The 26,888-nt window shown below is 73.4% G+C and carries 31 protein-coding genes; 14 read left to right on the top strand and 17 right to left on the bottom strand.

What is annotated here, in order from left to right:
• From BLV05_RS03245 to BLV05_RS03225, 5 genes are read right to left on the bottom strand one after another with little or no spacing between them, the layout of a single operon-like run.
• Positions 1-1,728, bottom strand: a complete 1,728-nt coding sequence (locus BLV05_RS03245; protein ID WP_046766490.1) for a sodium/solute symporter — start codon at positions 1,726-1,728, stop codon at positions 1-3.
• On the bottom strand, positions 1,725-2,087 hold the full coding sequence (locus tag BLV05_RS03240; RefSeq protein WP_046766491.1) for a membrane protein: 363 nt from the start codon (positions 2,085-2,087) through the stop codon (positions 1,725-1,727). Before BLV05_RS03240 ends, BLV05_RS03245 begins: the two co-directional genes overlap by 4 nt.
• Positions 2,088-2,091: 4 nt before the next feature.
• Complete coding sequence (locus BLV05_RS03235) at positions 2,092-2,826, bottom strand: LytR/AlgR family response regulator transcription factor (protein ID WP_046766492.1); 735 nt, start codon at positions 2,824-2,826, stop codon at positions 2,092-2,094.
• 39 nt (positions 2,827-2,865) lie between these two features.
• Positions 2,866-4,050, bottom strand: coding sequence for a sensor histidine kinase (locus BLV05_RS03230; protein ID WP_082154863.1), 1,185 nt, complete (start codon positions 4,048-4,050; stop codon positions 2,866-2,868).
• A gap of 10 nt (positions 4,051-4,060) precedes the next feature.
• The gene (locus BLV05_RS03225; RefSeq protein ID WP_046766493.1) at positions 4,061-5,062 is read right to left on the bottom strand and encodes a threonine ammonia-lyase; all 1,002 of its coding nucleotides are present in this window, start codon (positions 5,060-5,062) and stop codon (positions 4,061-4,063) included.
• 83 nt (positions 5,063-5,145) lie between these two features.
• Between BLV05_RS03225 and BLV05_RS03220 the strand changes: the two genes are divergently transcribed.
• Positions 5,146-6,039 carry a LysR family transcriptional regulator gene (locus BLV05_RS03220; protein ID WP_046766746.1) on the top strand — a complete coding sequence of 298 codons (894 nt, stop codon included), beginning with the start codon at positions 5,146-5,148 and terminating at the stop codon, positions 6,037-6,039.
• Here BLV05_RS03220 and BLV05_RS03215 read toward each other — a convergent pair.
• The 4 genes from BLV05_RS03215 to BLV05_RS03200 form a co-directional block, all read right to left on the bottom strand.
• Complete coding sequence (locus tag BLV05_RS03215; protein ID WP_046766494.1) at positions 6,026-6,832, bottom strand: ABC transporter ATP-binding protein; 807 nt, start codon at positions 6,830-6,832, stop codon at positions 6,026-6,028. The two genes, BLV05_RS03220 and BLV05_RS03215, sit on opposite strands and share 14 nt — an antisense overlap.
• Positions 6,825-7,931 carry a FecCD family ABC transporter permease gene (locus tag BLV05_RS03210; protein WP_082154864.1) on the bottom strand — a complete coding sequence of 369 codons (1,107 nt, stop codon included), beginning with the start codon at positions 7,929-7,931 and terminating at the stop codon, positions 6,825-6,827. The genes BLV05_RS03215 and BLV05_RS03210 overlap by 8 nt, the downstream gene beginning before the upstream one ends.
• Positions 7,928-9,055, bottom strand: coding sequence for a FecCD family ABC transporter permease (locus BLV05_RS03205; RefSeq protein ID WP_046766495.1), 1,128 nt, complete (start codon positions 9,053-9,055; stop codon positions 7,928-7,930). Before BLV05_RS03205 ends, BLV05_RS03210 begins: the two co-directional genes overlap by 4 nt.
• Positions 9,056-9,164: 109 nt before the next feature.
• Positions 9,165-9,890, bottom strand: a complete 726-nt coding sequence (locus BLV05_RS03200; RefSeq protein WP_046766496.1) for a class I SAM-dependent methyltransferase — start codon at positions 9,888-9,890, stop codon at positions 9,165-9,167.
• Positions 9,891-9,986: 96 nt separating this feature from the next.
• On the opposite strand from BLV05_RS03200, the gene BLV05_RS03195 reads away from it, so the two are divergent.
• The 3 genes from BLV05_RS03195 to BLV05_RS03185 all read left to right on the top strand — a co-directional run bounded on the left by BLV05_RS03195 (position 9,987) and on the right by BLV05_RS03185 (position 12,229).
• Positions 9,987-10,589 (top strand): PadR family transcriptional regulator, encoded by a 603-nt coding sequence (locus tag BLV05_RS03195; protein WP_046766497.1) that lies wholly within the window; start codon positions 9,987-9,989, stop codon positions 10,587-10,589.
• Positions 10,586-11,170 (top strand): DUF1707 SHOCT-like domain-containing protein, encoded by a 585-nt coding sequence (locus tag BLV05_RS36845; protein WP_052762023.1) that lies wholly within the window; start codon positions 10,586-10,588, stop codon positions 11,168-11,170. The genes BLV05_RS03195 and BLV05_RS36845 overlap by 4 nt, the downstream gene beginning before the upstream one ends.
• Positions 11,171-11,341: 171 nt before the next feature.
• On the top strand, positions 11,342-12,229 hold the full coding sequence (locus BLV05_RS03185) for an oxidoreductase (protein ID WP_046766498.1): 888 nt from the start codon (positions 11,342-11,344) through the stop codon (positions 12,227-12,229).
• Positions 12,230-12,257: 28 nt separating this feature from the next.
• Here BLV05_RS03185 and BLV05_RS03180 read toward each other — a convergent pair whose 3' ends face one another.
• The 4 genes from BLV05_RS03180 to BLV05_RS03165 are packed head-to-tail and all read right to left on the bottom strand — an operon-like array spanning position 12,258 to position 15,497.
• Positions 12,258-12,548: a hypothetical protein gene (locus BLV05_RS03180; protein ID WP_046766499.1), complete on the bottom strand. Its 291-nt coding sequence runs from the start codon at positions 12,546-12,548 to the stop codon at positions 12,258-12,260.
• A gap of 33 nt (positions 12,549-12,581) precedes the next feature.
• Complete coding sequence (locus tag BLV05_RS03175) at positions 12,582-14,039, bottom strand: MFS transporter (protein WP_046766500.1); 1,458 nt, start codon at positions 14,037-14,039, stop codon at positions 12,582-12,584.
• On the bottom strand, positions 14,026-14,922 hold the full coding sequence (locus BLV05_RS03170) for an SRPBCC family protein (RefSeq protein WP_046766501.1): 897 nt from the start codon (positions 14,920-14,922) through the stop codon (positions 14,026-14,028). Before BLV05_RS03170 ends, BLV05_RS03175 begins: the two co-directional genes overlap by 14 nt.
• Positions 14,919-15,497, bottom strand: coding sequence for a winged helix-turn-helix domain-containing protein (locus BLV05_RS03165; RefSeq protein ID WP_046766502.1), 579 nt, complete (start codon positions 15,495-15,497; stop codon positions 14,919-14,921). Before BLV05_RS03165 ends, BLV05_RS03170 begins: the two co-directional genes overlap by 4 nt.
• 185 nt (positions 15,498-15,682) lie before the next feature.
• Here BLV05_RS03165 and BLV05_RS03160 point away from each other — a divergent pair, with 185 nt between their 5' ends.
• Entirely contained in the window at positions 15,683-16,417 is a 735-nt protein-coding gene (locus BLV05_RS03160) for a Fic family protein (RefSeq protein ID WP_046766503.1), read from the top strand.
• A gap of 255 nt (positions 16,418-16,672) precedes the next feature.
• Here the strand turns inward: BLV05_RS03160 and BLV05_RS03155 are convergent, their stop codons facing one another.
• On the bottom strand, positions 16,673-17,593 hold the full coding sequence (locus BLV05_RS03155) for a hypothetical protein (protein WP_152690518.1): 921 nt from the start codon (positions 17,591-17,593) through the stop codon (positions 16,673-16,675).
• A 99-nt stretch (positions 17,594-17,692) separates the two neighbouring features.
• Here BLV05_RS03155 and BLV05_RS03150 point away from each other — a divergent pair, with 99 nt between their 5' ends.
• Positions 17,693-18,142, top strand: a complete 450-nt coding sequence (locus BLV05_RS03150; RefSeq protein WP_046766505.1) for a tetratricopeptide repeat protein — start codon at positions 17,693-17,695, stop codon at positions 18,140-18,142.
• Between the two features lie 117 nt (positions 18,143-18,259).
• On the opposite strand, the gene BLV05_RS03145 is transcribed toward BLV05_RS03150, so the two are convergent.
• The gene (locus tag BLV05_RS03145; protein ID WP_046766506.1) at positions 18,260-19,075 is read right to left on the bottom strand and encodes an HAD family hydrolase; all 816 of its coding nucleotides are present in this window, start codon (positions 19,073-19,075) and stop codon (positions 18,260-18,262) included.
• 438 nt (positions 19,076-19,513) lie between these two features.
• On the opposite strand from BLV05_RS03145, the gene ssd reads away from it, so the two are divergent.
• From ssd to BLV05_RS03105, 8 genes are all read left to right on the top strand, one after another.
• A complete protein-coding gene (gene ssd, locus BLV05_RS03140; protein WP_046766507.1) occupies positions 19,514-20,641 on the top strand; it encodes a septum site-determining protein Ssd in 1,128 nt (375 codons plus the stop codon).
• Positions 20,642-20,720: 79 nt separating this feature from the next.
• Positions 20,721-21,911, top strand: a complete 1,191-nt coding sequence (locus tag BLV05_RS03135) for a TadA family conjugal transfer-associated ATPase (protein WP_046766508.1) — start codon at positions 20,721-20,723, stop codon at positions 21,909-21,911.
• Positions 21,908-22,720, top strand: a complete 813-nt coding sequence (locus BLV05_RS03130; RefSeq protein WP_152690520.1) for a type II secretion system F family protein — start codon at positions 21,908-21,910, stop codon at positions 22,718-22,720. The genes BLV05_RS03135 and BLV05_RS03130 overlap by 4 nt, the downstream gene beginning before the upstream one ends.
• A 234-nt stretch (positions 22,721-22,954) precedes the next feature.
• A complete protein-coding gene (locus BLV05_RS03125) occupies positions 22,955-23,716 on the top strand; it encodes a type II secretion system F family protein (protein WP_160312695.1) in 762 nt (253 codons plus the stop codon).
• 38 nt (positions 23,717-23,754) lie between these two features.
• Positions 23,755-24,183 (top strand): TIGR03668 family PPOX class F420-dependent oxidoreductase, encoded by a 429-nt coding sequence (locus BLV05_RS03120; RefSeq protein WP_201777953.1) that lies wholly within the window; start codon positions 23,755-23,757, stop codon positions 24,181-24,183.
• 172 nt (positions 24,184-24,355) lie between these two features.
• Entirely contained in the window at positions 24,356-24,544 is a 189-nt protein-coding gene (locus BLV05_RS03115) for a DUF4244 domain-containing protein (protein WP_046766510.1), read from the top strand.
• Entirely contained in the window at positions 24,541-24,957 is a 417-nt protein-coding gene (locus BLV05_RS38100; protein WP_197683517.1) for a TadE family type IV pilus minor pilin, read from the top strand. The genes BLV05_RS03115 and BLV05_RS38100 overlap by 4 nt, the downstream gene beginning before the upstream one ends.
• A complete protein-coding gene (locus BLV05_RS03105) occupies positions 24,957-25,322 on the top strand; it encodes an Rv3654c family TadE-like protein (RefSeq protein WP_160312696.1) in 366 nt (121 codons plus the stop codon). Before BLV05_RS38100 ends, BLV05_RS03105 begins: the two co-directional genes overlap by 1 nt.
• Positions 25,323-25,376: 54 nt before the next feature.
• Here BLV05_RS03105 and BLV05_RS03100 read toward each other — a convergent pair whose 3' ends face one another.
• Positions 25,377-26,246: an EamA family transporter gene (locus tag BLV05_RS03100; RefSeq protein WP_052762026.1), complete on the bottom strand. Its 870-nt coding sequence runs from the start codon at positions 26,244-26,246 to the stop codon at positions 25,377-25,379.
• Positions 26,247-26,419: 173 nt separating this feature from the next.
• Positions 26,420-26,833, bottom strand: coding sequence for a hypothetical protein (locus BLV05_RS03095; RefSeq protein ID WP_046766513.1), 414 nt, complete (start codon positions 26,831-26,833; stop codon positions 26,420-26,422).
• Positions 26,834-26,888: the final 55 nt, after the last annotated feature.

Genomic DNA, 26,888 nt, shown 5'->3' with positions numbered 1-26,888 from the left:
TCAGGTGCGCCAGCGGTCCTCGGGGTCCCAGTCGCCGCGGTTGAGGTCGAGGTTCTCGGGGGTGTGCAGCCGGACCATGGTGCGGTTGACGCCGGGGGCGAGGTGCTGCTGGGTCGCGAGCGACACCGCGATCATCACGACGAACGCGAGCGGCATCGTCCAGGCGGCCGGCTGCGCCAGCAGCGCCCCGATCCAGCCGGACTGCGGCCCGCCGAGGATCGTCACGACGACGGCGGCCGTCGACGCGCCGCCGCCGGCCAGCAGCCCGGCCACCGCGCCCGGCCACGTCAGCCGCCGCCACCAGATGCCGAGCAGCAGCAGCGGGCAGAACGACGACGCCGCGACGGCGAAGGCGAGGCCCACCACGTCGGCGATGCCGAGGAACGGGCTGGTCAGGGCGAGCCCGATCGGCACCAGCAGCGCAAGGAACGCGCCCAGCCGGAACCCGGTGACGGGGTTGCGGACGCGGCTGTGCAGCAGGTCCTGCGACAGCACGCCGGCCACCGACACCGTCAGTCCTGACGACGTCGACAGGAACGCCGCGAACGCGCCCGCCGTCACCAGCATCGACAGCGCCTCGCCGGCCGCGCCGTCGATCAGCCGCCCGGGCAGCACCAGCACGACGGCGTCCGTGCGGCCGGTCAGCAGCAGCTCCGGCGTGTACAGCCGGCCGAGCGCGCCGTACAGCCCGGGCAGCACGTAGAACACGCCGAGCAGCCCCAGCACCGCCAGCGTCGTCCGCCGCGCGGCCCGGCCGTCGGGGTTGGTGTAGAACCGCACCAGCACGTGCGGCAGCCCCATCGTCCCGAAGAACAGCGCGATGATCAGCGAGTACGTCGCGTACAGCGGATGATCGCCACCGGCGGTCAGCGGCAGTGCCCACGACTCGCCGCTCATCGGGGTCAGCGACGTCGCGTGCGGAATCGGGGCGCCGGCCGGGAAATCGAGCACGGTCCCGGCCTCGACGTCGTGCTCGCCCGGCTCGAGCACTAGCGGCCGGCCGTCGCTGGTCACCACCACCCGCGACGGCACGTCCACCGTCACGTCGATCGTGACCTCGACCGACGTCGCCTCCTCGAACACCGGCTCGCCCGGCGCCGCCAGCTCGGGCCGTCCGTCGTTCTGCCACACCAGCAACAGGAAGATCACCGGCAGGGCGAGCGCGGTGAGCTTGAGCCAGTACTGGAACGCCTGGACGAACGTGATGCTGCGCATGCCGCCGCCGAGTACGCTCACCAGCACCACGACCGCGACGACGACCGGGCCGGCCCACTGCGGCGCGCCCGTCACCGTCCGCAGCGTCAGCCCGGCCGCCTGGAACTGCGGCAGCAGGTACAGCCAGCCGATCGTGACGACGAGGATGCTGGCCGCCCGCCGCGCGTACGCCGACTCCAGCCGCGCCTCGGCGAAGTCGGGCAGCGTGTACGCGCCCGACCGCCGCAGCGGCGCCGCCACCAGCACCAGCAGCATCAGGTAGCCGGCGGTGTAGCCGACCGGGAACCACAGCATGTCGGTCCCGTATGCCAGCACCAGCCCGGCCACGCCCAGGAACGACGCCGCCGACAGGTACTCGCCGCCGATCGCCGACGCGTTCCACCACGGCGTCACGGTGCGGGAGGCGACGTAGAAGTCGCTGGTCGTGCGGGCGGCGCGGACGCCGTACATGCCGATCAGCACCGTCGCCAGCGCCGTCACGACGACCGCGATGATGCCGGCCGACGAGCTCACGACCGGTTCACCATGTCGCCGAAGTCGCGCTCGACCCGTTCGGCCGCGCGGACGTAGAACCAGGCGGCCACGACCAGCGCCGGGTAGATCAGCCCGCCGAGCACCAGCCACGGCAGCGGCACACCGGCCAGCTCGATCGCGGTGACCCGCGGCGCGAGCGCGAACAGCAGCGGCAGGGTGGCCAGCAGCCCCAGCACGACGCCGGCGACGGCCAGGCTGAGCCGCAGCTGGGCCCGCAGCAGCGCCCGCATGTACACCTCGCCGAGCTGCGTCTGGGCGTCGATCTCCGCGGTCACGGCGCGCCGCCGGGCGGGCGGCCGGCGCCGCCGCGGTCCGGTGACGGTGACCCGCTCCGTCATCGGGTCACCGGGTCCCGCCGGCCCGCCGGACCAGCCGGTCGCGCAGCTCGCGGGTGTGCCGCCGGCTCACCGGCAGCGTGGTGTCGCCGATGACGACGGTGTACCGCCCGGCGTCGGCGCGCAGCTCCTCGATGGACGTCAGCGCGACGAGGTAACTGCGGTGGATGCGGACGAACCCGGCCGGCGCCCAGCGGTCCTCCAGCGTCGCGAGCGGCACCCGCAGCAGGTGGCTGGCGCCGTCGGCGGTGTGCAGCCGCGCGTAGTCGCCCTGGGCGCTGACGTAGGCGACCTCGCTGCGCCGGATGAACCTGGTGACGCCGCCCAGCTCGACCGAGATGGTCTCGTCGTCCTCGTCGTCGCCCGCGGCCCGCGCGTCGCTGACGGCGTCGGTGGCCCGCCGGATCGCCTCGAACAGCCGCTCGCGCCGGTACGGCTTCATTACGTAGTCGACGGCGTGCAGGTCGAACGCGGTGACGGCGTGGTCGTCGTAGGCCGTCACAAAGACGACGGCGGGCGGACGGCGGAACCGGGCCAGCACGCGGGCGAGGTCGAGCCCGGACAGCCCGGGCATCCGGATGTCGAGGAAGACGGTGTCGACGTGCTGCTGCTCGAGCAGTCGCAGCGCCGCGGCGCCGTCGCCGGCGGTCAGCACCTGGCCGACGTGCTCGTCCTGCTCCAGCAGGAACGCGAGCTCGGCGAGCGCCGGTGGCTCGTCGTCGACCGCCAGAACGCTGAGCATGGCCGCGAGGCTAATGCCCGCCGCCCGGCGAAGCCAGCGTCAGGTCGCGTGCACGCCCGGCCGGTACTTCGGCACGCGCAGGCTGACCTTCGTCCCGGCGCCGTACGCGGTCTCGATGACCAGGCCGTACTCGTCGCCGAAGACGGCGCGCAGCCGCTCGTCGACGTTGCCGAGGCCGACGCGGTCGCCGGCGCCGTCGCCGGTCAGCAGGCTGCGGGCCAGCTCGGGGTCCATGCCGACGCCGTCGTCGTCGATGCTGATCAGGGCCTCGTTGCCGGCGTCCTCGGCGATGATCGTGATGTGGCCCGGGTCGGCGCGGCCCTCGAGCCCGTGCCGGACGGCGTTCTCGACCAGCGGCTGCAGGCACAGGAACGGGACGGCGACGGGGAGCACCTCGGGCGCCACCCGCAGCGTCACCGACAGCCGGTCGCCGAACCGCGCCTTCTCCAGCGTCAGGTACCGCTCGATCGAGCGCAGCTCCTCGGCCAGCGTCGTGAAGTCGCCGTGGCGCCGGAACGAGTACCGGGTGAAGTCGGCGAACTCCAGCAGCAGTTCGCGCGCGTGCTCGGGATCGGTGCGCACGTACGACGCGATCGCCCCGAGCGCGTTGTAGATGAAGTGCGGCGAGATCTGCGCCCGCAGCGCCCGGATCTCCGCCTCGGCCAGCTTGGCTCGCTCGCGGTCGAACTCGGCCAGCTCGAGCTGCCCCGACACGAAACGGGCCACTTCCTCGACGGCGCGGACGAGACCGGCGGACGGCCGCGCCGACGTGTACGCGATCAGCGCGCCCTCGACGCGGTCGTCCGAGGTGAGCGAGGCCGCGACGGCGTGCCGGACGGGGCAGTCCAGCCGGTCGCACTCGACGACGGCCGGGCCGAGCACGTCGGTGTTGCCGTCCAGCGCCCGGGCCGCGTGCCGCCGGACGTCGTGCACGTGCGCGTTGCCGCCGGCGCCGTCCCACGTCACGACGCCGTCGCCGTCGGTCAGCGCCAGCGCGGGCGTGGCCAGCAGCTCGCGCAGGTGCCGGACCGCCTTGTCGGCGCCGGCGGCCAGCCCGGCCCGCAGCTCCGGCGAGGCGAGGCTCGTGGTGTGCAGGATCCGGTACGTCGTCTGGTCCTCGGTCGTGCCCAGCACCAGCCGCGACCGGACCAGCCGGGTCAGCAGGACGGCCGCCAGCGACACCGCGATGACCGCGACGACGAACACGACGACCTGCGACTCCATGCCCCGGACCCTACTGGGCGGCGGCGACCTCCCACGGCCGCTCAGCGGCCGGTGGGGCAACGTGGAGACAGCGGCGCAGCTCGGCCTCGCTCGCGTTGCCGCCGGTGCAGACGACGGCGACCCGGCGGCCGGCGAACCGGTCCGGGTCGGCCAGGACGGCGGCGAGCGCGGCCGCACCGGCGCCCTCGGCCAGCGTGTGGGCGTCGAGCAGCAGCCGCCGCTGCGCCGCCGCGATCTGCTCGTCGTCGACCAGCACGAAGTCGGCCAGCCGCTCGCGCAGCACCCGCTGTGGCAGCGCGAACCCGGACCCGGTCGCCAGCCCCTCGACGGCGGTCCGGTTCGGCCGCCGCACGAGCTCGCCGTGCCGCCAGGAGTCGTGCGCCGCCGGCGAGGCCGCCGCCTGCACCGCGATCACCTCGCACTCCGGCGCCAGCGCCGCCGCGACCAGACAGGCCGCCGCCGCGCCGCTGCCGCTCCCGACCGGGACGACGACGGCGTCCAGGTGCGGCTGCTGCGCGAACAGCTCGGCGTACGCCGTGGCGACCCCGGCGACGATGTCAGGCTCGTCCGCCGCGCTGACCAGCCGCATCCCGCGCTCGGCCGCCAGGGCGCGGGCGTGCGGCGCGGCGTCGTCGAAGGTCGCGCCGAACTCCACCAGCTCCGCGCCGAGCCGCCGGACGGCGTCGGCCTTGGCCGGGTTGGGGCGCTCGGGCATGACGATCGTGCACGGGACGCCGAACAGCCGCGCCGCGTAGGCCAGCGACTGCGCGTGGTTGCCGGTCGAGTAGCCGACGACGCCGTGCTGGCGCTCCGCCGGGTCCAGCCGCGACAGCAGCGTGATGCCGCCGCGCACCTTGAACGCGCCGGTCGGCTGGGCGTTCTCGTGCTTGACGAACACCGTCGCCCCGGCCGCAGCGTCGAGCGCCGGGTAGTTCCAGGTGGGCGTCGGCGGCAGATGGTGGGCGAGCAGCCGCTGCGCGTCGAGGACGTCGGCGAGGGTGGGTGGCTCCATGCGGTCCACCGTCGCGCGCGGCGACTCATAGGTCCAATGCGGGTCTTCTCGCTGAGCATCGACGGCGTCTATGCTTGCTGGTCATGCTGGATCTGACCCGGCTGCGGGTGCTGGTCGCGGTCGCCCGCGAGGGATCAGTCACGGCGGCCGCCGACGCGCTGCACTACGCCCAGCCGTCCGTCAGCCACCACCTCGCCCGGCTCGAGGCGGAGGTCGGGCTGCCGCTGACCCAGCGGGCCGGCCGCGGGCTGCGGCTCACCGAGGCGGGGGAACTGCTGGCGCGGCGGGCCGAGGAGATCCTGGGCCAGGTCGAGGCCACCGAGGCCGAGCTGTCCGCGCACGCCGGCCTGCGCACCGGCCGGGTCCGGCTGGCGGCGTTCCCGTCGGCGCTGGCCACGCTGGTCCCGGCGGCCGCGGCCCGGTTCGCCGCCGCGTATCCGGACGTCGAGCTGGCGCTCACCGAGGCCGAGCCGCCGGCCGCGCTGACGGCGCTGCGCACCGGCGTCGTGGACGTCGCGGTCGTCTTCACGCACGGCGCGCTGGAGGAGCGCGGGGTCACCGTCGAGCCGCTGCTGACCGAGCCGCTCTTCCTCGTGACGCCCGCGGACGGTGCCCGCGCGCGTCCGGACGGCGGCCTCGCCGCCCACGCCGATGCGCGGTGGATCGCCGGCTGCGAGCGGTGCCGCGCGCACCTCGTCGAGTCGTGCGAGCGGGCCGGGTTCACGCCGGCCATCGCGTTCGAGACCGACGACTACGTGGCGGTCCAGGCGCTGGTCGCGGCCGGGCTGGGCGTGAGCACGCTGCCCGGGCTGGCGTTGACGGCCAACCGGCATCCCGGCGTGCGCGTCGACCCGCTGCCCGGCGACCGCCGCGCCGTCGCCGTCGCGACCTATGGCCGCTCGCCCGCGCCGCTGCCCGTGCAGGCGTTCCGTGCCGCGCTGCGCGAGGCGGCGGCCGCCGACTTCACGCAGTGGTGATGAGCGGCTGCTTCGCGGCGGGGATGACCAGCGGCGTGCCGGTCTCGGGGTCGTCGATGATCCGGCAGGCCAGCCCGAACACCTCGCGCACCAGGGTCTCGTCGACGATGGCCCCGGGCGCGCCCTCCGCGACGATCTCGCCGTCGCGCATGGCGATCAGGTGCGTGGCGTAGCGGCAGGCGTGGTTGAGGTCGTGCAGGACGGCGACCAGCGTGCGGCCGTGCGACATGTGCAGGTCGTGGCAGAGGTCGAGCACCTCGATCTGGTGCGCGATGTCGAGGAACGTCGTCGGCTCGTCGAGCAGCAGGATCGGCGTCTGCTGCGCCAGCACCATCGCCAGCCAGACCCGCTGCCGCTGCCCGCCGGAGAGCTCGTCGACCCGGCGGTGCCGCAGGTCGGTGATGCCGGTGTTCGCCATCGCCTCGGCGACCGCCTCGGTGTCGGCGGCGGACCACTGCCGGAACAGCTTCTGGTGCGGATACCGGCCGCGGGAGACGAGGTCGGCGACGGTGATGCCCTCGGGCGCGATGGACGACTGCGGCAGCAGCCCGAGCCGGCGCGCCGCCTCCTTCGTCGAGTACTGGGTGATCAGCTGGCCGTCCAGGTGCACGGCGCCGGCCGACGGCTTGAGCATGCGGGCCAGCGCGCGCAAGAGCGTCGACTTGCCGCACGCGTTCGGCCCGACGATCACCGTGAACGACCCGTCGGGGATCGACACGGACAGCTCGCGGGAGATGACCCGCTCGTCGTATGCGAGCGTGAGGTCGTTCCCGTGCAGCCGGGGTTCAGACATGGTTGCGCCGCCCTTCCCGCGCGAGGAGCCAGACGAGGTAGAGACCGCCGATGCACACCGTCACCACGCCGACCGGTAGCGGCGTCGGGAGCACCCATTGGGCGACGAGGTCGCTGGCGCCCAGCAGTGCGGCGCCCATCAGCGCGGCCGCGCCGACCGCCGCGCCGGACGCCCCGGTCAGCCGCCGGGCCAGGTGCGGTGCCGACAGCGCGATGAACGCGATCGGCCCGGCCGCGGCGACGGCGATGGCCGCGAGGATCGTCGCGGCGATCAGCATGCCGAGCCGGGTCCGTTCCGCGTTCACGCCGAGCCCGGTCGCGGCCTCGTCGCCCATCTCGATCAGCCGCATCGGCCGGGACAGGACGGCGAGCAGCGGCGCGACCACCGCGACGCCGATGCCGACGGCGATGACGTGGTCCCAGGCGCGGGTGTTCAGCGACCCGGTCAGCCAGACCTGCGCGCTCGCCGCCTGGATCAGCTCGGCCCGCATGAGCATGTAGTGGACCGCCGACGTCAGCATGGCGCCGGCCGCGATGCCGACGAGGATCAACCGGAACCCCTGGACGCCGCGCTTGTAGGCCAGCAGGTAGACGGCGATCGCGGTGGCCAGCCCGCCGATGACGGCGCCGCCGGCGACCTGCAGCATGCTGCCGCCGGTCACCAGGATCACGAACACCGCACCGGCCGACGCGCCGGACGTGAAGCCGATGACGTCCGGGCTGCCCAGCGGGTTGCGCGACAGGCTCTGGAACACCGCGCCGGACGCGCCGAGCGCGCCGCCGACCAGGAACGCGACCAGCACCCTGGGCAGCCGGCGGCCGTTGACGATGAAGTCGGCCAGCGGGTCCGGCGGGTTCCCGAACAGCGTCCGGACCACGTCGCCCGGCGAGATGGTGAAGTCGCCGACCGCCAGCGACGTCACGAACACCGCCACCAGGATCGCGATGAGCAGCCCGCACATCAGCACGACGCGGCGGTCGAACCGGACGGACGTCTCGCCGGGCCCGCGCAGCACGTAGGCGGTGGGCGACAGGTCGGTGGGCGCGACGGTGATCCGCCGGGTCGGCGCGGCCTGTGGGGTTGCCGGCGGGGCCGTCATGACGCGACCATCCGGCGGCGGCGCACCAGGGCGATCAGCACCGGGCCGCCGATGACCGTCGTGACGATGCCGACTTGCAGCTCGCCGGTCGACAGCACGACCCGGCCGACGATGTCGGAGGCCAGCAGCAGGATCGGCGAGACGACCAGGCAGAACGGCAGGATCCAGCGCTGGTCCGGGCCGGTGAACGCGCGCACGATGTGCGGCACGATCAGCCCGACGAACGCGACCGGGCCCATCGCCGCCGTCGCCGCGCCGCACAGCAGCGTCACCGCCAGCACGCCGATCACCCGGGCCAGCAGCACGTTCACGCCGAGCGCCGCCGCGGTGTCGTCCCCGAGCGCCATCGCGTCGAGCGTCCGGGCCAGGCCCAGCGCGAGCAGAACGCCGACGACTATGAACGGCAGCACCGAGCCGACGGTCTCGACGTCACGCCCGGCCAGCGAGCCCACCTGCCAGAACCGGAAGACGTCGAGGACCTGCGGGTCCATGATCACCATCGCCTGGGTGAACCCGAGCAGCACCGCCGCCAACGCGATGCCCGACAGCGCCAGCCGCACCGGCGACGTCTGCCCCCGTCCGACCGACGCCAAGGCGTAGACGACGACGCTGGCCAGCGCCGCGCCGGCGAACGCGAACCAGATGTAGCCGTACAGGCTCATCGACCCGAACAACGTCACGCCCAGCACGACGGCGAACGCGGCGCCGGCGTTGACGCCGAGGATGCCGGGGTCGGCGAGCGGGTTGCGGGTCAGCGCCTGCATGAGCGCGCCGGCCAGCCCCAGCGCGATGCCGCAGATCACGCCGAGCAGCGTCCGGTTCACCCGCATGTCCCCGACGATGACTTGGTTGTTCGCGTCGCCGGAGTCGAACAGCGCCCGCACGACGTCGTCCAGCGGGATGTACTTCGCGCCGATCGCGATGCTCGCCAGGCAGGTCACCGCCAGCACGACCGCGCAGACGCCCAGCCACACCAGCCGGCCGCGGGTCGTGCGGACCAGCCCGGCCGCGGCCCTCGCGGCGTCGGCAGCGGTCGCGGCGGTCCCGGCGTCGGCCGAGCTCACCGCCGTCGCGGCGCCTCCGGACGGCGGCTCAGGAGGCCGGTCGACGGGCGGAGCGGGCATGAGCAGAGGCTAACCTTACTCGCCCCGGCCGCGCGAATCCGCCCCGTCCGTCCGCGTCCGGCTCGGAATGTCCGCCGCGCCCTGCGATGCCGCGGCGGCCGGGCGGGTGTCAGGCGCGGGTGGAGCGGAAGCAGTGCGTCAGGTAGGGCAGTACGACGCCGTCCGGGCCGGCGACGCGGTCGTAGAGCGTGCCGACGCGGCCGAGCAGTTCATCCCGCTCCGGCGCGGCGAGGATGGCGACGTACGAGCGCGACGCGACCAGGCCGAGCAGGCCGTCGCGGTCCAGTCGCTGCTCGTGTCTGAAGGTCCGCTGCTCGACCGGCCCGAACGGCGGGATCACCTCCGGGTCGTCGGCGCGGCGGCCCTCGTGGTCGCCGAACATCGACCAGAGTTCGTCGACCCAGCCGACGGAGTCGTCGCGCAGGTTCCAGACCAGGCCGAGCCGTCCGCCGGGCCGCAGGACGCGGGCGATCTCGGGCAGCGCCGTCGCCGGATCGAACCAGTGGTACGCCTGGCCGGCCGTCACGACGTCGACCGTCGCGTCGTCCAGCGGCAGCCGCTCCGCCGACCCCGCCCGCGCGTCGACGTCGGGCAACGCGGCCCGGAGCTGGGCCAGCATCAGCTCGGACGGGTCGACCGCAACGACGTCGTGACTGGCGGCGATGAGCGAACGCGTCAGCTTGCCGGTCCCGGCGCCGAGGTCGAGGACGCGCACGGGCCGGTCGCCGGTCAGCCAGCGCACCGCGTCGTCGGGGTAGCCGGGCCGGGTGCGCTCGTACACGTCGGCGACCCCGCCGAAGGAGGTGGCCCGCAGATGGAACTCGTCGGTCGTCACCTCGTGACTGTAACTCCGTTGGGGGGTTGTCGTCTGAGCGATCGCGATATATCGTCTGAGTATCGCGACCGTTCGATGGAGGAGTAGGTGAGAACGATGCACGGACGACGCGGAGGCCACGGCTTCGGGCCGTGGGACATGTTCGGAGGAGGGGGCCGCGGCTCCTGGGGCGGACCGCCGTGGGCCGGCGGGCCGTGGGGCGGGCCGCCCTGGGCGCGGCGTGGCCCGAAGGCGCGTCGCGGCGACATCCGCGCGGCGATCCTCGGGGTGCTGGCCGACCGGCCGATGAACGGCTACCAGATGATCCAGGAGATCGCCGAGCGCAGTGGCGGCTTCTGGAAGCCGAGCCCCGGATCGATCTACCCGACGCTGCAGCAGCTCGAGGACGAGGGCCTGGTGCGCGCCGAGGAGGAGAACGGGCGGCGGACGTTCCGGCTCACGACCGAGGGCGAGGAGTACGTCCAGGCGCACGAGGCCGAGGTCAACGCGCCGTGGGAGTCGATGTCGGCGAACGCCGAGGGCGAGGACGCGGCCGGGCTGCGTCCGCTGATCGGCCAGACGGCGCAGGCGCTGTGGCAGATCATGGCGACCGGCAGCGAGGACCAGCAGACACGCGCCCGCGAGGTGCTGTCCGACACCCGGCGCAAGCTGTACGGCATCCTCGCCGACGGTGACGACGCGGAAGGTGGCTCCCGATGAGCGCGGCGGCCTTCCGGGTCGGTGACGTCGAGCGCGATGCGGCTGTCGCGGCCCTCGGCGAGCACTTCGCCGCGGGCCGGCTCACCAAGGACGAGTTCGACGAGCGGTCCGGCCGCGCGTGGTCCGCACGCTACGGCGACGACCTCGACGACCTGTTCACCGACCTGCCGCAGCCGGTCGCCGTCCGGGCGGAGGCCTCGCCTTCGCCGCGGGCCCGGCGGCCGCGGCCGGTGGGGCGGATGCTGCTCACGATCCCGCTGGCGATGATGGCGTTCGGCGGCCTGCTGTTCCTGATCGTCTTGGTGGCGCCGTGGCTGCTGTTCGTCTTCGGGCTGCTGTTCCTGTTCGGCGGGCCGCCCGGGCGGCGGCGCCACTGGTGGCACGACGGCGGCGGCCAGCGGCCCGGCTGGTCCGGGCGCGGCTGGGACCGGCGGGGCTGGGACGGCCCGAGTGGACGGGGCGCCGGCCGCGGCTGGGCACCGTCGAGCCGCGACGACCGGTCCGGCGAGCGCCGCGACTGGCCGCCGGCCCGCCCTGGCTGGGGACCGCAGCCGCGTGGCGGCTGGGCGTCCAGCCACTGAGGGTCTGACGTACGGCCGGCGGCACGGCTCGACGCCCAGGCGTCGCCCTGCCGCCGGTCGACGCCGGCCAGCGCGCTGAGCAAGACCGGCCGCCCCGCGGCGGGTCGCGCCGGGCGATGACGTCGCCCGGCCGAGTCGGAGGACACCGGCACGGCGGCGAGGAGGCTCGACATGACCGGATGGACGGCAGCAGACCTACCCGACCAGCATGGGCGCACGGTGGTCGTCACCGGCGCCACCAGCGGACTCGGCGTGGAGGCGGCCCGCGCGCTGGCCGGCGCCGGCGCGACGGTGATCATGGCCTGCCGCGACCTCGACAAGGGCCGGGCGGTGGCCGCCGGGATCGACGGCGCCACCGAGCTCCGCCGGCTCGACCTCGCCGACCTGTCGTCGGTGCGGGCGTTCGCCACCGGCCTCGACCGCGACGTCGACGTGCTGATCAACAACGCCGGTGTCATGGCGGTGCCGCACGACACGACGGCGGACGGCTTCGAGCGGCACCTCGGCGTCAACCACCTCGCGCCGTTCGCGCTGACCGGGCTGCTGGTCAACCGCGTGCGCGACCGGGTCGTGACGGTGTCCAGCGGCCTGCACGTGCTCGGCCGCGTCCACGACGACCTCGACTGGGAGCGTCGCCGGTATCAGCGCTGGCTGGCTTACGCGCAGTCGAAGCTGGCCAACCTGCTGTTCGCCTACGAGTTGCAGCGCCGGCTGGCCGCGGCGGGACGCCGGACGGTGTCCGTCGCCGCTCATCCGGGCGTCTCGGCGACCGAGGGGCAGCGCCGGGACACCTCGCTGCAGGGCAAGATCCTGGCCGGCGGACCGGCGCAGCGTCCCGAGATGGGCGTGCTGCCGATCCTCTACGCGGCGGCCGCTCCGGACGTGCGGGGCGGCGTCTGCATCGGGCCGGACGGGTTCCTGCAGCGCCGCGGCCACCCGAAGGTGGTCGGCACGATCGGCCGGTCGCGCGACGCCGTCCGCGCGGCGTGGCTGTGGGAGCGCTCGGAGGAGCTGACCGGCGTCCACTACGTCATCGAGCCGACCGGCGTCGTTCCGTGACCGTGGTCTGGTGGGCCCTGGCGCTGGGTCAGCCGAGGTCGATCGGTGACTCGGCCAGCACCGCGGCCAGCGACGACAGTGGCGCCCGCCGGAAGGCCCCGGCGCTCTCGAAGCCCTCCGCGCGTACCGCGGGGAGCCAGACCAGCGACCGCGCGATCTTGCCGACCCGGCAGGCCAGCTCGAGTTCCGTCACGAGCTTCGGCGAACGCCTCGAGGTAGGCGTCGCGCACCCGTCGTGCTCGCGGGTGTCGTCGGCGAGGTGGAGTTCGGAGCGGAGGAAGCCGAGCGTGACCAGCATGCTGGCGAACGGGTGCGCCACGACCGCATCGCCCCAGTCGTAGAACCGCGGTCGTCACGGTGGGTCCTCGGCGCCGACCGGGCGGACGTGGCGAAGGGCGGCCAGGGCGAGGACGCCGAGCCCGACGGCGATCACGGCGCTGACGGTCGCCGTGCCGTTGAGCGCGCCGGCCAGGGCGTCGCGGACGTCGGCGGCGAGTTCCCCTCGGGGGGCGGGCAGTTGGTCGGCGTCGGCGGCGTGGCGGTAGATCGCGGTGCCGATGACCCCCATGACGGCGACTCCGGCGGCGATGCCGAACTCGCCGGCCGTCTCGGACATCGCCGCCGCGGAGCCGGCCTGGTCGGGGCGGACCGAGCCGAGCGCCAGCCCCATGCTGAGCCCGGCCATCGGCCCGATGCCGACCGCGGTCACCACGAGCCCGGTGATCAGCAGCCCGAGCGAGCCGGACCCGTCGACCCGCGTCAGCAGGACGTAGCCCGCCGCGACGAGCACCAGCCCGGCCGCCATGACCCGCGCCGGCGCGAACCGCCGGGCCAGCAACGGAGCGACCTGCAGGCTGACGATCGTCACCAGCGCCGACGGCAGCAGCCACAGCGCGGCGTCCAGCGGCGACAGGCCGGCCACCAATTGCAGGTACAGATAGACGAACAGCTGGCTGCCGGCCATGACTCCGGCGATGGTCGAGATGGTCAGCCCGGCCGTGAAGGTGCGGTTGCCGAACAGCCGCAGGTCGAGCATCGGCTCGGCCGACGCCCGCTGCCGGCGGACGAACCGGTGCCCGGCCAGCAGCCCGGCCACGACCGCCGCCGCGGGCAGCACCCGGACACCGTCGCGGGAGATCTCCTTCAGTCCGTAGACCAGCGGCAGTACCGTGCCGAGGCAGAGCAGCACACTGACCGGGTCGAGCCGGCCGCCCGCCGGGTTGCGGTACTCGGGCAGCACCGCCGGCCCGGTGACCAGGAGCAGCAGCATCACCGGCACGCCGAGCAGGAACACCGAGCCCCACCAGAAGTGCTCGAGCAACACGCCGCCGACGATGGGGCCGAGGGCCAGGCCGCCCATGAAGCACGCCATCCAGACGGCGATCGCCATGCCGTGCTGGCGCGGGTCGCGGAACATGGTGCTGATCAGCGTCAACGTCGACGGCATCAGCGTCGCGCCGGCGACCCCCAGCAGCGCACGGGTGACGATGAGCATCTCGGGACTGGTGGAGTAGGCGGCCACGACCGAGGCGACGCTGAACGCCGCCGCACCGATCAGCAACAGCCGGCGCCGGCCGATGCGGTCGCCGATCGTCCCCATCGTGATCAGCAGCCCGGCGACCATGAAGCCGTACACGTCGGTGATCCACAGCTGCTGCAGGCTGCTCGCGCCGAGGTCGGCGCCGAGGTGCGGCAGCGCCAGGTACAGCACGCTCATGTCCAGCGAGATGAGGGTCGTGGGCAGGGTGAGGACGGCCAGTCCGGCGTACTCACGCCGGCCGGCCCGGGCGACGACGTCAGCGCTGGTCATGGCTTGACTCCGTCAGCATGCCGTCGGGGAGGCCGGGCAGGTCGAGCTGCACCCAGATCAGGTCGGGGTGGTACAGCTCGTGGAACCGGCGCAACGCTGCGACTCCGCCGAGCCAGCCGAGCCAGCCGCCGTACGGCGGGTTGTCCTCGTCGAAGCCGCTGTGCACGAACGTCAGCCGGGTGCCGCCGTTGGAGCCTTCGAGCTCCCAGGTGGCGACCAGCGACGGCCACTCGAGCCTCACCTTGCGGTCCGGCTCCAGCTCGACGATGACCGCGGGCTCGTCGTCCAGGTCGAAGCCGCCCATGGCGAACCGGCCGCCGACGTGCCGTTCGATCTGGACGTTGGCGCCGAACCATTGGCGATACAGCCCGGGGTCGACCATCGACTCGTAGACGTCCCGGGGTGTCGCGGCGATGGTGACCTCGCCACGCATGTCGAGCGAGGTGAAGTCGCACTTCGGGGTGAGGTCGCGGCCCTCGAGGTAGTCGACGAGGTTGGCGATGGACAGCGCCCAGAACGTCGGGAGCATGCCGAGGATGTCGGTCTCGGCGACCTCGACGCTCCACGGCGGCACGTGCGACTGGGTCAGCGTGATGAGCGTGGCGTCGGGCCCGTCCGGGGCCAGCACGATCTCGGTCGTCGTGTCCTCACCGCCCAGCGACCAGGCGAGCAGGATGGTGGTGTCGTCGAGATGGAGCAGGCGCTGCCGCGGCTCGGCGCCGTCGGGCGTGTAGCGGCCCCAGAACGCGTAGCGTCGCCGCCGCGGGTCGACCTCGGCGAACTCGGCCAGCCAGCTGCGCAGGGCGGCGGGATCGGTGAGCGCGCGGCGGACGGCGGCCAGCGGCGCCTGCGCGCGGGCTCGCAACCTGGCGGGCGGGGTCATCGTGGGGTCTCCTTCGCGATGCGTGGGTACAGCGCGACGGCGAGCCGGAACTCGTCGCCGTCGGCGCCTCCGTAACGGGTGAAGAGGTCCTCGAGGGTGGAGCGCAGGTCGGCGAGGAACTCCTGGCGCCGCTCCGGGTCGACCCGGATCTCGCCGGAGACGCCGATGGACGGCAGCTCGGGCGCGGCCGGGCTGCCGGCCAGGCCCGCGATCGTCGCGACATCGTCCTGCACCTCCTCCATGAGGTCGAGCAAGTAGCCGAGGCTGAGGGCGTCCCTGCTCCGACGGGGGCCGAGCCGGCCGACCAGGCGCGGCGACAGCCAGTACGACCGGGCGGTCGCCTGGTAGACGCCTTCGTTGATGCCGCGCACCCGGCGCTCGTTCACCCGGACCGCCAAACCCGCGTCGACCAGGCGTTTCACGTGGTAGTAGACCCACTGTGGCGTCTGGCCGAGGGCTCTGGCGACCTCGGTGCACGAGCGTGGCTCGGCCAACTGCCGCAGCACTTCCACGCGCTGCGGCTTCATCAGCGCTTCGGCCTTGCCGACCTCGTCGAGGTAGAGCACATCCCTCATGCGAAGAGATTCTTGTATGTAAAGTTGATTTTTGTCAATCGGGCTTCTTGGCTGGACATCAGAGTCGTCGGGCCGAGCAAGCTCCTGTACGGCCACCCGATCCTGCGCCTCGCACCGACGATGTCGAGGAGACCTCCGGCCCCCTCTCATCGCCGGTCTTGCCCGGCCCCTCCTAGGCTGACCGCATGGACGATCCGCTCGCTGAGGTGCTCAGCCTGACCGGCGTGGGTGCGGCGGCCGCGCAGGCCCGCAGCTCCGTCGACGCGTTGCTCCGGCATCCGGCCATGCGCCGCGACGCCGGCCGGGTGGCGGCGTTGTCCGCGCTGCGTGGTGCGCAGGCATCGGCCGCGCTCGATGGCGGTGACCCGGACGCCGTCGACGATCCGGTGCTGCAGGGCGCGCTGCGGGTCACGGCGGCGGTACCCGAGCTGGCCCAGGTGTGGGGACGGTCGCCGCGGCAGGCGCTGGCCAGGCTGCACATGCTGGCCGCACGCGATCTGGTCGCCGACGCCGATCAGCTGGGGCGCCCGCGCGAGTCGGCGGACGCCGTCCGGCTCGACCAGTTGCTGCGGCTGGCGACGGCGCCGACCGCGGCGCCGGGCGTTGTCGTCGCGGCGCTGGTGCACGGTGAGCTGCTGGCGCTGCGCACGTTCGGGGTCGCCGACGGCGTGGTCGCGCGGGCGGCGGAGCGGGTCGTGCTCGTCGCCCTGGGCGTCGACACGAAGGCGGTGAGCGTGCCGGAGGCCGGGCACCTCGCGCTGGAGCGGGCCTACGAGGCGCTGGCGCAGGCGTACGCGGGCGGTGCGCCGGACGGCGTCGGCGCGTGGATCCGCCAGTGCGCCGACGCGTACGCCCGCGGCGCCGAGGTGGGGCTCACGCTGGCCGAACACGTGCGGACGCCGGCGTCCGAGGCGGGCTAGAAACTCACCTCACGGCGGGGCTGCGTCACGCACATGCGAGCGGCGCCCCGCGTGAGGTAGGGCGCCGCCGCTGACACGGCTGAGATGGGTTACCAGAGCGTGCATCGCGTCCGTCGCCCCGGCATTCCCGGGGACGACTGCCCGTACATGGGTGGATCGCCGCGTGGGTTCCCTACCGCCGTGCGTGGACCTTGCGGTCCGTACTTCGTTTCTAGGTCATCGCGGGGGGCCAGCGAAAGGGCAATGGGCAGATCTTTACGTTTCGCAGACGCGGACCGAGAGGCGGACCAGCTCGATCAGCGTCGTGTTGTCCAGCGGCTGCGAGACGCGGGTGTCCATGCTCTCGTTGTGGATGTTGACGGCGACGGTCGCCTCGGCGAACCGGGCGGCGGCCTCACAGTCCGTCACCGTCCACACCGTCTCGACCTGGACCGTCGCGCCCGCCTCGACATCGACCGGCAGCGGATCGGTCGTCATCGCGAAGCCCGGCGTCGTGGTCTCCATGGTGGTGACGGTGAGCGGTTCGTCGGCGCCGTTCGTCACCGGCAGGACGATGCGCGCGCCGCTGGCGTCGGCCGAGATGGTGCGGGTGTCGCCGATGAACACGCCTGTGCCGCCGGCCGTGTCGCAGCCGGTCTGCCAGGCCCAGATCAGCTGATCGTCGCCCGGCTGCCCGGCCACGGCCACGGTCCGCTCGCCCGAGCCGGTGCGGACGTTGACCTGCAGCGTTCCGGGCGGCCGGGTGTCGCAGTCCGACTCGACCGTAGCGTCGACGCGGACCCACTCTCCGGGTGCCACCGACACGGGCCTGTCCTCGCCGTCGGGGTTCGGCACCGACGTGAAGCCGTCGACGTCGACCTCGAGGATCTCCAGCTCACGCGGCCCGGTGTTGACCAGGTTGATGGACAACCGCTGCGCGTTCGACGACAGCGGCGAGCCGAACTCGACGTCGACCGTGCCGCGGACGAGGCCGACCTCGGCGTACTCGGCGGCGTCGTTGCGGGCGTTGTTCGCGACGATGCCCACGACTGCGCCCACGACCAGCGCCGCGCCCAGTCCGGTCCACAGCCGCCACCGTGGGATCGGGCGGGAGTTCTCCGCATCGTCGTCGTCGGCAGACGGCGGACCGACGGTGCCCAGCTCCAAGGGCACTGTTCGCTCGTCGTCGGTCTCCATGGACCGATTGTGGCCCCGACCTGCTGATCCGGACAGCACATCGCGGTCACGGTTCGTTCCGTTTGCGAGGTCTGCCTATCGGGGCCATGATCGGAAACCATGGTGAACCGGGGGAACCGGCTCAGACACGTCATGTGGATCGTTCTGGCCGGCGTAGTGGTGCTGCTCGCTGCGCTGATCGTGGCGATCGCGATGGACGTGCAGATCTCGACCGCCGCCTCGGCGACGATCCTCGCGGCCTGCGGGGTGATCTCCGCGGCCCTTGTGGTCGGGTCGCGAGCGCTGGCGCAGCAGCAGGCCGGTACGGACCAGCAGATCGAGTCCGGACCGGTCACCGACCCATCCGCCGGCAACCTCTCCAACTGGATGTTCCTCGCCGACTCCTACGTGGAGCGAGGGGAGTTCGAGTCCGCGGAACGGATCTACCGCCGCGCCGCCGACGCCGGCCACGGTCCCGCCATGGCCCGCCTCGGCGAAGTCCTGTACGAGCTCGGCCGCGACGACGAGGCGGCGTACTACCGCGATCGGGCGCGCGAACTCGGCGGCTGACGCCGCTCCCGGCTCGGGATCCCGGTCGGGACGAGACGAATCCGGCGGACGGCCGCCCGGCTGTCTTCGAGCTCGAGGGGCAGCGAGGTCGCAGCCGATACCGTCAATCCTGAGGCGTCAGGAGCGGCGCCGGCGGACGGCGTACCAGGCCAGCCCCGCGGCCGCCGCGCCCGCACTGATCGCCGCCGCCGCGATGGCCGGCTTCGGCGCGTCGCGGATCGACGCCCGCTGGCGCAGCGCGACCGGCTTCGAGAACACCAGCACCGGCCAGCCGTGGTCGGCCGCGGCCCGGCGCAGCGCACGGTCGGGGTTGACGGCGTACGCGTGGCCGATCGCCTCGAGCATCGGCAGGTCGGTCGCCGAGTCGGTGTACGCGTAGCTGCGGCTGAGGTCGTAGCCCTTGTCCTTGGCCAGCTCGCGGATCGCGTCGGCCTTGTTCTCGCCGTAGGCGTAGAAGTCGATCTCGCCGGTGTATTTGCCGTCGTCGCCGACGACCATGCGAGTCGCGATGACGCGGTCGGCGCCGAGCATGTCGCCGATCGGCTCCACGACCTCCACACCGCTCGACGACACGACGACGACCTCACGGCCGGCCAGGTGGTGCTCCTCGATCAGCGTGACCGCCTCGTCGTACACGATCGGGTCGACGATGGTGTGCAGCGTCTCGGCCACGATGTCCTTGACCACCTGCACGTCCCAGCCCGTGACCAGGCCGGACAGGTACTCGCGCATGCGTTCCATCTGGTCGTGGTCGGCGCCGCCCACGAGGTAGACGAACTGGGCGTACGCACTGCGCAGCACAGCTCGACGGTTGATCAGACCGCCCTGGTAGAAGCTCTTGGAGAAGGCCAGCGTGCTCGACTTCGCGATGATCGTCTTATCGAGGTCGAAGAACGCCGCGGTCGGAGGGCGGTCGTCGTTGTCCACAAGTATCGAGGATATAGATCCGCGCGCTGGGCCGCTTCCAGGCGGCTCCGTGGCGGGTGTGGATTAAAAAGTTGTCACGTGTGTTTGGCCCCCGCCACCGCTGGGGACTATCCGTTCTGGCGGCACCCCCCCGCCGCCTTTTGACCCGGCCCGCCCCCCTGGCCGGGTCCGCACGGCTCCTGCCTCCCACCCGGCAGGGGCCGTGTTCTTTTGTGGCACCGGTTACATCGGATTCTGCCGGTGGGGTGGGGACGGTCTCCGGCCCCCGCGGAGTGCCCGCCAGCCGGCATGCCTGCCGCCACGGCCAGGTCGGCTGACGCGCCCGCTGTCCACAGCACCAACGGGTTCGCCGAGTTGTCCACATTTCGCGAATCGGCCCGCGAACGAACGGATCTCAGCGGCAAGGGTGGAAGGGAGTTCCGCACCCATCCCCGGAGGTCCCCCGTGTCCAACACCATCACCCGTTCCCGCCACCGGCCGGGCAGTCCGATCGACGTGCCGCCGCCACCGCGCCCGTTGGTGGTCACCCACAACGACGCGCTCCTCGACGATCTGTTGCGGCTCGCCGCCGCGGCGTCGGTCGAGCTCGAGGTCACCCATCGGCCCGAGTCGGCGCGCTCGCGCTGGGCGCAGGTCCCGCTGGTGGTCGTGGGCAACGACGAGGCCGATGTCCTGCTCGCCATGTCGCTGCCTCGACGACCCGGCGTCCTGCTGATCGGCGAACGCAGTGACGATGCCGGCGTCTGGCGCCGCGGCGTCGCGCTCGGGGCCGAGCAGGTGTTGTTCTTCCCCGAGGACGAGCCCTGGCTGGCCGGCCGGTTCGCCGACGCCGCGGAAGGGGGCGGCGGCGAAGCGCTCGTGGTCGGGGTCGTGGGCGGCCGGGGCGGCGCGGGCGCATCCGTGCTGGCCACAGGTCTCGCGGTGACGGCGAGCCGGCAGGGGATGGCGGTCATCCTCGCCGACCTCGATCCGCTCGGCGGCGGCCTCGACCTCGTCCTCGGCGCCGAGGACGTCACCGGCCTGCGCTGGCCCGATCTCGCCGACAGCAGGGGCCGGCTGGGCGCGCGGGCACTGCGGTCGGAACTGCCCGGCCGGCACGGACTGGCGGTCCTGTCCTGGGATCGCGGTGACCTGCTGACGCTGGCGCCCGACGCCGCCGACGTCGTCCTGGCCGCGGCCAGACGCGCCGTCGACCTGGTCGTGCTCGATCTGCCGCGCTGGCCCGATCCGGCCGCCGAGTACGCCATCGGACTGTGCGCCTCGGTGCTGCTGGTCGTGCCGGCGGAGGTGCGGGCGGTCGCGGCGGCCACCCGGGTCGCGGCGAGCCTCACCACCCTGGCGGCCGACGTGCGGGTGGTGACGCGCGGACCGTCGTCGTCCGGCCTGAGCGGACCTGACGTCGCGATGGCGCTCGGCCTGCCGTTCGCCATGCACCTCCCGGCGGAACCCCGGCTCGGGGTGCAGCTCGACCGCGGCGAATCGCCCGGCCTGGACGACAAGGGCCCGCTGGTCCAGGGGTGCGGACGGCTGATCGAGACTCTGCTGCGCGAGCACCGGCCGGTGGGCGTATGAGGCCGGGCGGGGTGAGAGGCGGCCGAGGGTTCGCTCCGGCTAGGCCGACGCTCGATCCGTTGCGCTCGGCGGTGGGCCGATGAGGTTCGACGAGACTCTCCTCGACCGCATCAGGTCCGCTCTGGCTCAGGCGGCCGAGGCACCGACGCCGGCCCGGGTCGCCGCGCTGCTGCGCTCCGAGGGCGCGGTCCTCGGCGACGCCGCCGTGCTCGAGGTCACCGAGGTGCTGCGGGCCGAGATCACCGGCGCCGGTCCGCTCGATCCGCTGTTGCGCCGGCCCGGCGTGACGGACGTGCTGGTCAACTCTCCTGACGAGGTCTGGCTCGACGACGGCGACGGCTTGCGGCGCGAGCCGGTGCGCTTCCGCGACGAGTCCGCCGTGCGGCGGCTCGCGGTCCGTCTCGCCGCCTCGGCGGGCCGGCGACTCGACGACGCCGTTCCTTACGTCGATGCTCGGCTGGCCGGTGGCGTGCGGCTCCATGCGGTCGTACCGCCGATCGCTCCCGACGGGACCGTCATCTCATTGCGCGTTCCCTCCGACCGGGCCCTGAGTCTCGCCGACCTCGTCGCGGCGGCGACCGTGCCTGCCGAGCTCGATCCCTGGCTGACGGCGCTCGTCCAGGCCCGGCTGGCGTTCCTCGTGACTGGCGCTACCGGTTGCGGCAAGACCACGGTGCTCGAGGCGTTGCTGGGGGTCTGCGATCCACGTGAGCGGATCGTGCTGGTCGAGGATGCCGGCGAACTGCGGCCCGACCATCCGCACGTGGTCAGGCTCGAAGCCCGCGCCGCCAACGTCGAGGGCGCCGGCCGCATCGGACTCGACCTCCTGGTGCGCCAGGCCCTGCGCATGCGGCCGGACCGGATCGTGGTCGGCGAGGTCCGCGGCGCCGAGGTCGTCGATCTGCTCGCAGCGCTGAACACCGGCCACGAAGGCGGCTGCGGGACGCTGCACGCCAACTCGACGGCGGACGTTCCGGCCCGGCTCGAGGCGCTCGGGCTGGCCGCCGGGCTGGGCCGGGCGGCCGTTCACGCACAGGCGCGGGCGGCCCTCGACGCCGTGATCCACCTCGTCCGCGATGACGACGGCCGGCGGCGGGTCGCGCAGGTCGACGTGATGGTCGGCGACGGAGCGGGCGCGGCGTCGCGTGCCGCCGCGGGCGGACTGGAGACGGCGACGGCGTTCTTGGTGGACGGTGACGGCGCGGTGTCGCGTGGTCCAGGGTTCGACGTGCTGGCCGGACTCCTCGCGCGGCGGGGGTGGGAGCCGTGACGGAGCTACTGGCGATCGTGCTGGGTGGTTTGGCGGCGGTCGTCTGGACCGGGCGGCCGTCGTTGCTGGAGACGCGGCTCGGCCGGCCGGCCCATCGTCGTGCGATGGGGCCGGATTCGCTGTCGCCGCGCGTCGTCCTGTTCGGTGCAGCGGTCGCGGCAGGGGTCGGTGGACTTGCTCTGGCCGGACCGGCCGGGCTGGTGGGCGGGCTGCTCGCCGTCCCGCTCGGGCGGTCTCTGCTGCGGCGTCGGCGGCAGCGACAGGACCGGCGGCGGCGGGAGTCCGAGGTCGCCGAGGGTTGCGTGGCCCTCGCGGGCGAGCTCGCCTCAGGTGTCCCACCGGCCCACGCGCTCAGCGCGGTCGCCACCGAGTGGCCCGACCTGTTCGGTCCCGCCGCCGGACGAGCCGCGCTCGGCGGCGATCCGGCAGCCGCGCTTCGGGCCACCGGCGCGTTGGCAGGTGCGGGCGCGCTTCGAGCGGTCGCTGCCGCCTGGGAGGTGTCCGAACGCACCGGCGCCGCCCTGTCCTCGGTGCTGGTCGCGGTGGCCGACTCGGTTCGAGCCGAGGCGACCGTCCGGCGCGAGGCCGACACCCAGCTGGCGTCGGTCCGGGCCACGGCGCGGCTCATGGCCTGCTTGCCGGTGGCGACGCTGCTGTTGTTCTCGGCGGGCGACGCCGACGCGGCCGGGTTCCTCACCGGCACGCCGTACGGCCTCGCCTGCCTGATCCTGGCCGCGCTGTTCGTCGCGATGGGCCTGGTCTGGGTCGACCGGGCGTCGCAACAGACGAGGTCATCGTGGGAATCGTGACCTCGCCGAGCCCGGCCTGCGGGGCTCCGATGAGGCCCGACGAGCAAGGACGGTGAACCGATCATGACCCTGCTGGCCATGACATGTGCCGCTCTTGCCGCGGTCGTGGCGTTCGCACCGGCGCCGGGAGTCGCCCGGCTGCGCTCCGTCCTGCACCACCGCGAACCCCGTTTGATCAGGAGACGGACGGGTTCCCGCGGCCCGGCTGTGGCAGACGCCTCCGCCGAGGACCTGATGGACGGGTTAGGCCGTGGCCGGGTGGTCGACGGTTCGGGTCATGGCCTGGTCGCCGACGGGTCGACCGGTCGCCGGGCGGAGCGGCCGGTGCGGTTCGGCCGGCCGACGCCTCTCCTGCCGGCCAAGCGGTCGGGAGGTCTGGAGCGCCCCGATCGTGCAGCAGCCCCGCGTCACACCCGAGGGCTCGCCGCGGCGATCGCCGGAGTCGCCGCGGTCTGGCTGATCGGCGGCGCCGTGGGGTTCGTCGTGGGAGCTGGTGTCGTGGCCGGAGCTTGGTACGGCCTGGGCCGGCTCGAACCGGCGGCCCGCAAACGTGAGCGCGAACGGGTCGTCGCGATGCTGCCGCTGGCCGCCGACCTCATGACGGCGGCGCTCTCGGCGGGCTGTCCACCCGCGGTCGCCGCCGAGACCGTCGGCGCGGCGATCGGCGGACCGCTCGGCCGTGCTCTCATCGACGCCGCCGCGGCTGCGAACGTCGGCGTCGAACCGGGCGTCGCCTGGGCCGATCTCGCCGCCGAGCCCGCGGTGCGGCCGCTGTCCAGAGCGCTCACCGCGGCGATGACTCGTGGGACGTCTCCGTCGCCCGTCCTGGAGCGCGTGTCCGCCGACGCCCGCGACGCCGCGCGGTGGGCGGGCGAGGCTCGGGCCCGTTCGCTGGGCGCTCGGGCCGCCGCGCCGCTGGGACTCTGCTTCCTGCCGGCGTTCGTGCTGGTCGGCGTCGTGCCGGTCATCGCGACGTCGGGTCCACTGCTGCTCTGACACCGCGCCGGTAGCCTCGACCTGGGCGGTGATGCGTCGTGCGGCTGACGCCAGAGGTGTGCAGGCAGCGGATGGCGGCTGCCCGGGTCGCGCACTTGGCGACCACTGGTGCCGATGGCCGTCCGCACCTGGTCCCCATCACGTTCGCCCTGGTGTCGGCGTCCGGAACCGACCGCGTCGCGATCGCCGTCGACCAGAAGCCGAAGACCACCCTCGCCTTGCAGCGGCTGCGCAACATCGCCGAGAACCCGTTCGTAGCGATCATGTGCGACCACTACGACGAGGACTGGACCCGGCTCTGGTGGGTCCGAGCCGACGGTCGCGCGGTCGTCCTCGACGACGGCCGCGGGCGCGACGGCGCGCTCGTCGTGCTGAGCCTTCGCTACGGCCAGTACCGCGCCGATCCTCCGCGCGGGCCGATCATCCTGATCGAGATCACCGCCTGGTCCGGTTGGTCCTACGCCTGAGCGGACGCCGTCAGGGCCGGGCTTGTCCACAGGCCGACCCGATTCCGTTGGTTGTCCCCAAAATCGCGATCGGCGCTGGGATCCGCCCGTCCGGCCGAAGAACCTGGTCGCAGGCCTGCAGAACGCGGCCTCCGCGCCGGCCGGTCCGCCGGTTTCCAGGGAGGTTCCTACCATGTCCAAGATCATCAACCGGTTCGGCCGGCTGCGTAGCGAGCGCGGTATGACGACCGCTGAGTACGCCGTCGGGACTGTCGCGGCGTGCGGCTTCGGCGGCGTGCTCTACAAGCTGCTGACCAGTGAGCCGATTCAGGACCTGCTCAGCAACGTCATCGACAAGGCGTTCGGGGTGATCGGCGGATGAGCCGCCGGCGACCCACGGCGCGGGGCGATCCAGGCATCGGCAGCCGATTGCGACGCCTGACGTCGGCCCACGACCGCGGCATGGTGACGGCCGAGATCGCCGCCGGGTTCCCGGCACTCGTGCTGGTGCTGCTCATGGCGGTCTGGGCGGTGACGATCGCCGCTGGGCATCTGAGGTGCACCGACGCCGCTCGTGAGGCGGCGCGGGCAGCAGCACGAGGCGAGGACCTGGCGGTCGTCCGTGACGTCGCGGCCGAGGCGGCGCCGGCGGGCGCGGACGTCGACGTCGACGAGATCGGCGGGACGATCGAGGTCCGGGTCAGCGCGCGGATGTCCATGCCGGGTCCGTTGGGCGACACGCTTCCGGCGCCGACGGTGTCGGGCGGCTCGGTCGCGCTGGCCGAGGCGGGATGATGCCGGTCCGACGCCGCTGCAGCCAGCGCGGCGCGGGAACGGTGTTCATCCTGTCGATCGTGCTGGTGGTCATGGTCGCGTTGCAGGCCGTGGCGGTCCTGGCGGCGGGTCAGTCGGCTCGTCATCGGGCGGCCGCGGCGGCAGACCTCGCCGCGCTGGCGGCGGCGAACCGGCTGGCGTTCGGCTCAGCGGATCCCTGCGCCGACGCCGGCCGCATCGCCGATGCCAACGGTGCCGTCCTCCGCGACTGCGTCATCGACGGCATGGAGGTGGAGGTCCAGGTGCGGGTCGAGACCACGTCAGCGTTGCCGTGGCTGCCCGCCCAGGACCGGCGTGCCCGCGCCGGCCCGCCGCGACCTGGCTAAGGAATGGCGGTCCGGCGTGGGGGCGACCTCCGTGCGTGGGCAGCTCCGGCGAGGTCAGGTCTCGGCGCGGCTCGCTGGTTGCCGAGTCGCGCCGAGACAGGCTGCCACGACGAGCCCGATCGCGATCCATTCCTGGACGTGCAGCACCTCGTTCAGCACCACGAGCCCGACCAGCGCGGCCGCCGCCGGTTCGAGGCTCATCAAGATCCCGAACACCGTCGCCGGCATGCGACGCAACGCCTCGAGTTCGAAGGAGTACGGAATCACCGATGACAACAGCGCGATCCCTGCCGCCAACACCAGCACGTGCGTCTGCCAGAGGTCGGCACCGCCCGTGGTCAGTCCGATCGGTGCCACCGCGACGGCGCCCACGACGCTGGCCACGGTCAGGCCGGACGATCCCGGGAACCGCTGGCCCAGCTGCTTGCCGAGCAGGATGTACGCCGCCCAGCCAACGGCTGCCACCAGTGCGAACAGCACGCCCACCGGATCGATGCCGCCCGGCCCGCCGCGGGCCAGCAGCACGACCCCGGTGGCGGCGAGCAGCACCCAGACCAGGTCGAGCCGACGGCGCGACAGCGCGACCGCCACCCCGAGCGGGCCGATGAACTCGATCGTGACGGCGACGCCGAGCGGGATGCGGGAGAAGGACTCGTAGATCGCGATGTTCATCGCGGCCAGCGAGAGCCCGAAGGTGACCGCGAGCCCCAGGTCACCGCGCGAGGCACGACGCAGCGCGGCGCGGACCGCCCGCTGGGTGATGGCCGCCAGCGCCACGGCCGAGAACGCCAGCCGCAGGAACACGACGGCGGTCGGCGGCAGCGTGTCGAACAGGCCCTTCGCGAGACCGGCGCCGATCTGGAGGGAGAAGATGCCGCCGAGCACCAGCCCAGGTGCGGGGATCGACCCCAGCGGCGACGTCACGCGGCCAGCCTAGGTGGTGGTTCGACGTACCCGTCCGGCGTGCTGGGGACCCCGCGGACGCGTGCTGCCGCGCCGCACAAGGCGGCGGCACGGTCGTCCGTCGGCCGTCATGGCGCGGCCGGCGCTCGGGCACGGAGCCGGTGGCCGTGCGTGGTCGATTGGCGGGGCAGCGGTCAGGAGCGGTCGCGGTCGGTTGTCCCGGAGTCAGCGCGGGCCGGCTCCGGGTCGCCGTCCTTGTCGCGACGGTGCTCGTCTTCGTCGGATCGCGGACGGTCGGCGTCGGAGGACGGACGCTCGTCGGCCGGCGTGCCGTGCGGTTCGTCGGCGCCGCCACCGGCACGTCGCTCTAGGTCGCGGATCCGCTTGCGTTGCTTCAGCTCCTTGCGCAGCCCGATCCGCAGCAGCCACAACGCGGCCAGCGTCGCGAGGCCGGTGATCAACCCGGCGATGTACAGCCCGGACCCCGACGTCGTGACCTCGGAACCGAGCAGGTCCACCGAGAGCGACTCACCGGCGCCGGTGAGCACACCGATGGTCAACAACAAAGCGAGCAGGAGAACGATCAGTGCGACAGCGACCAGACCCACGGCGACACCCCTTCATCGACCCCCTACGTCTCACCGTAGCGACGACCCGCCCGCC

Origin of the sequence: Jiangella alkaliphila (assembly GCF_900105925.1) — a bacterium.
Taxonomy (GTDB): domain Bacteria; phylum Actinomycetota; class Actinomycetes; order Jiangellales; family Jiangellaceae; genus Jiangella; species Jiangella alkaliphila.
The sequence above is the reverse complement of the archived record's forward strand: the minus strand, read 5'-3'. Positions and strand labels throughout refer to the sequence as shown.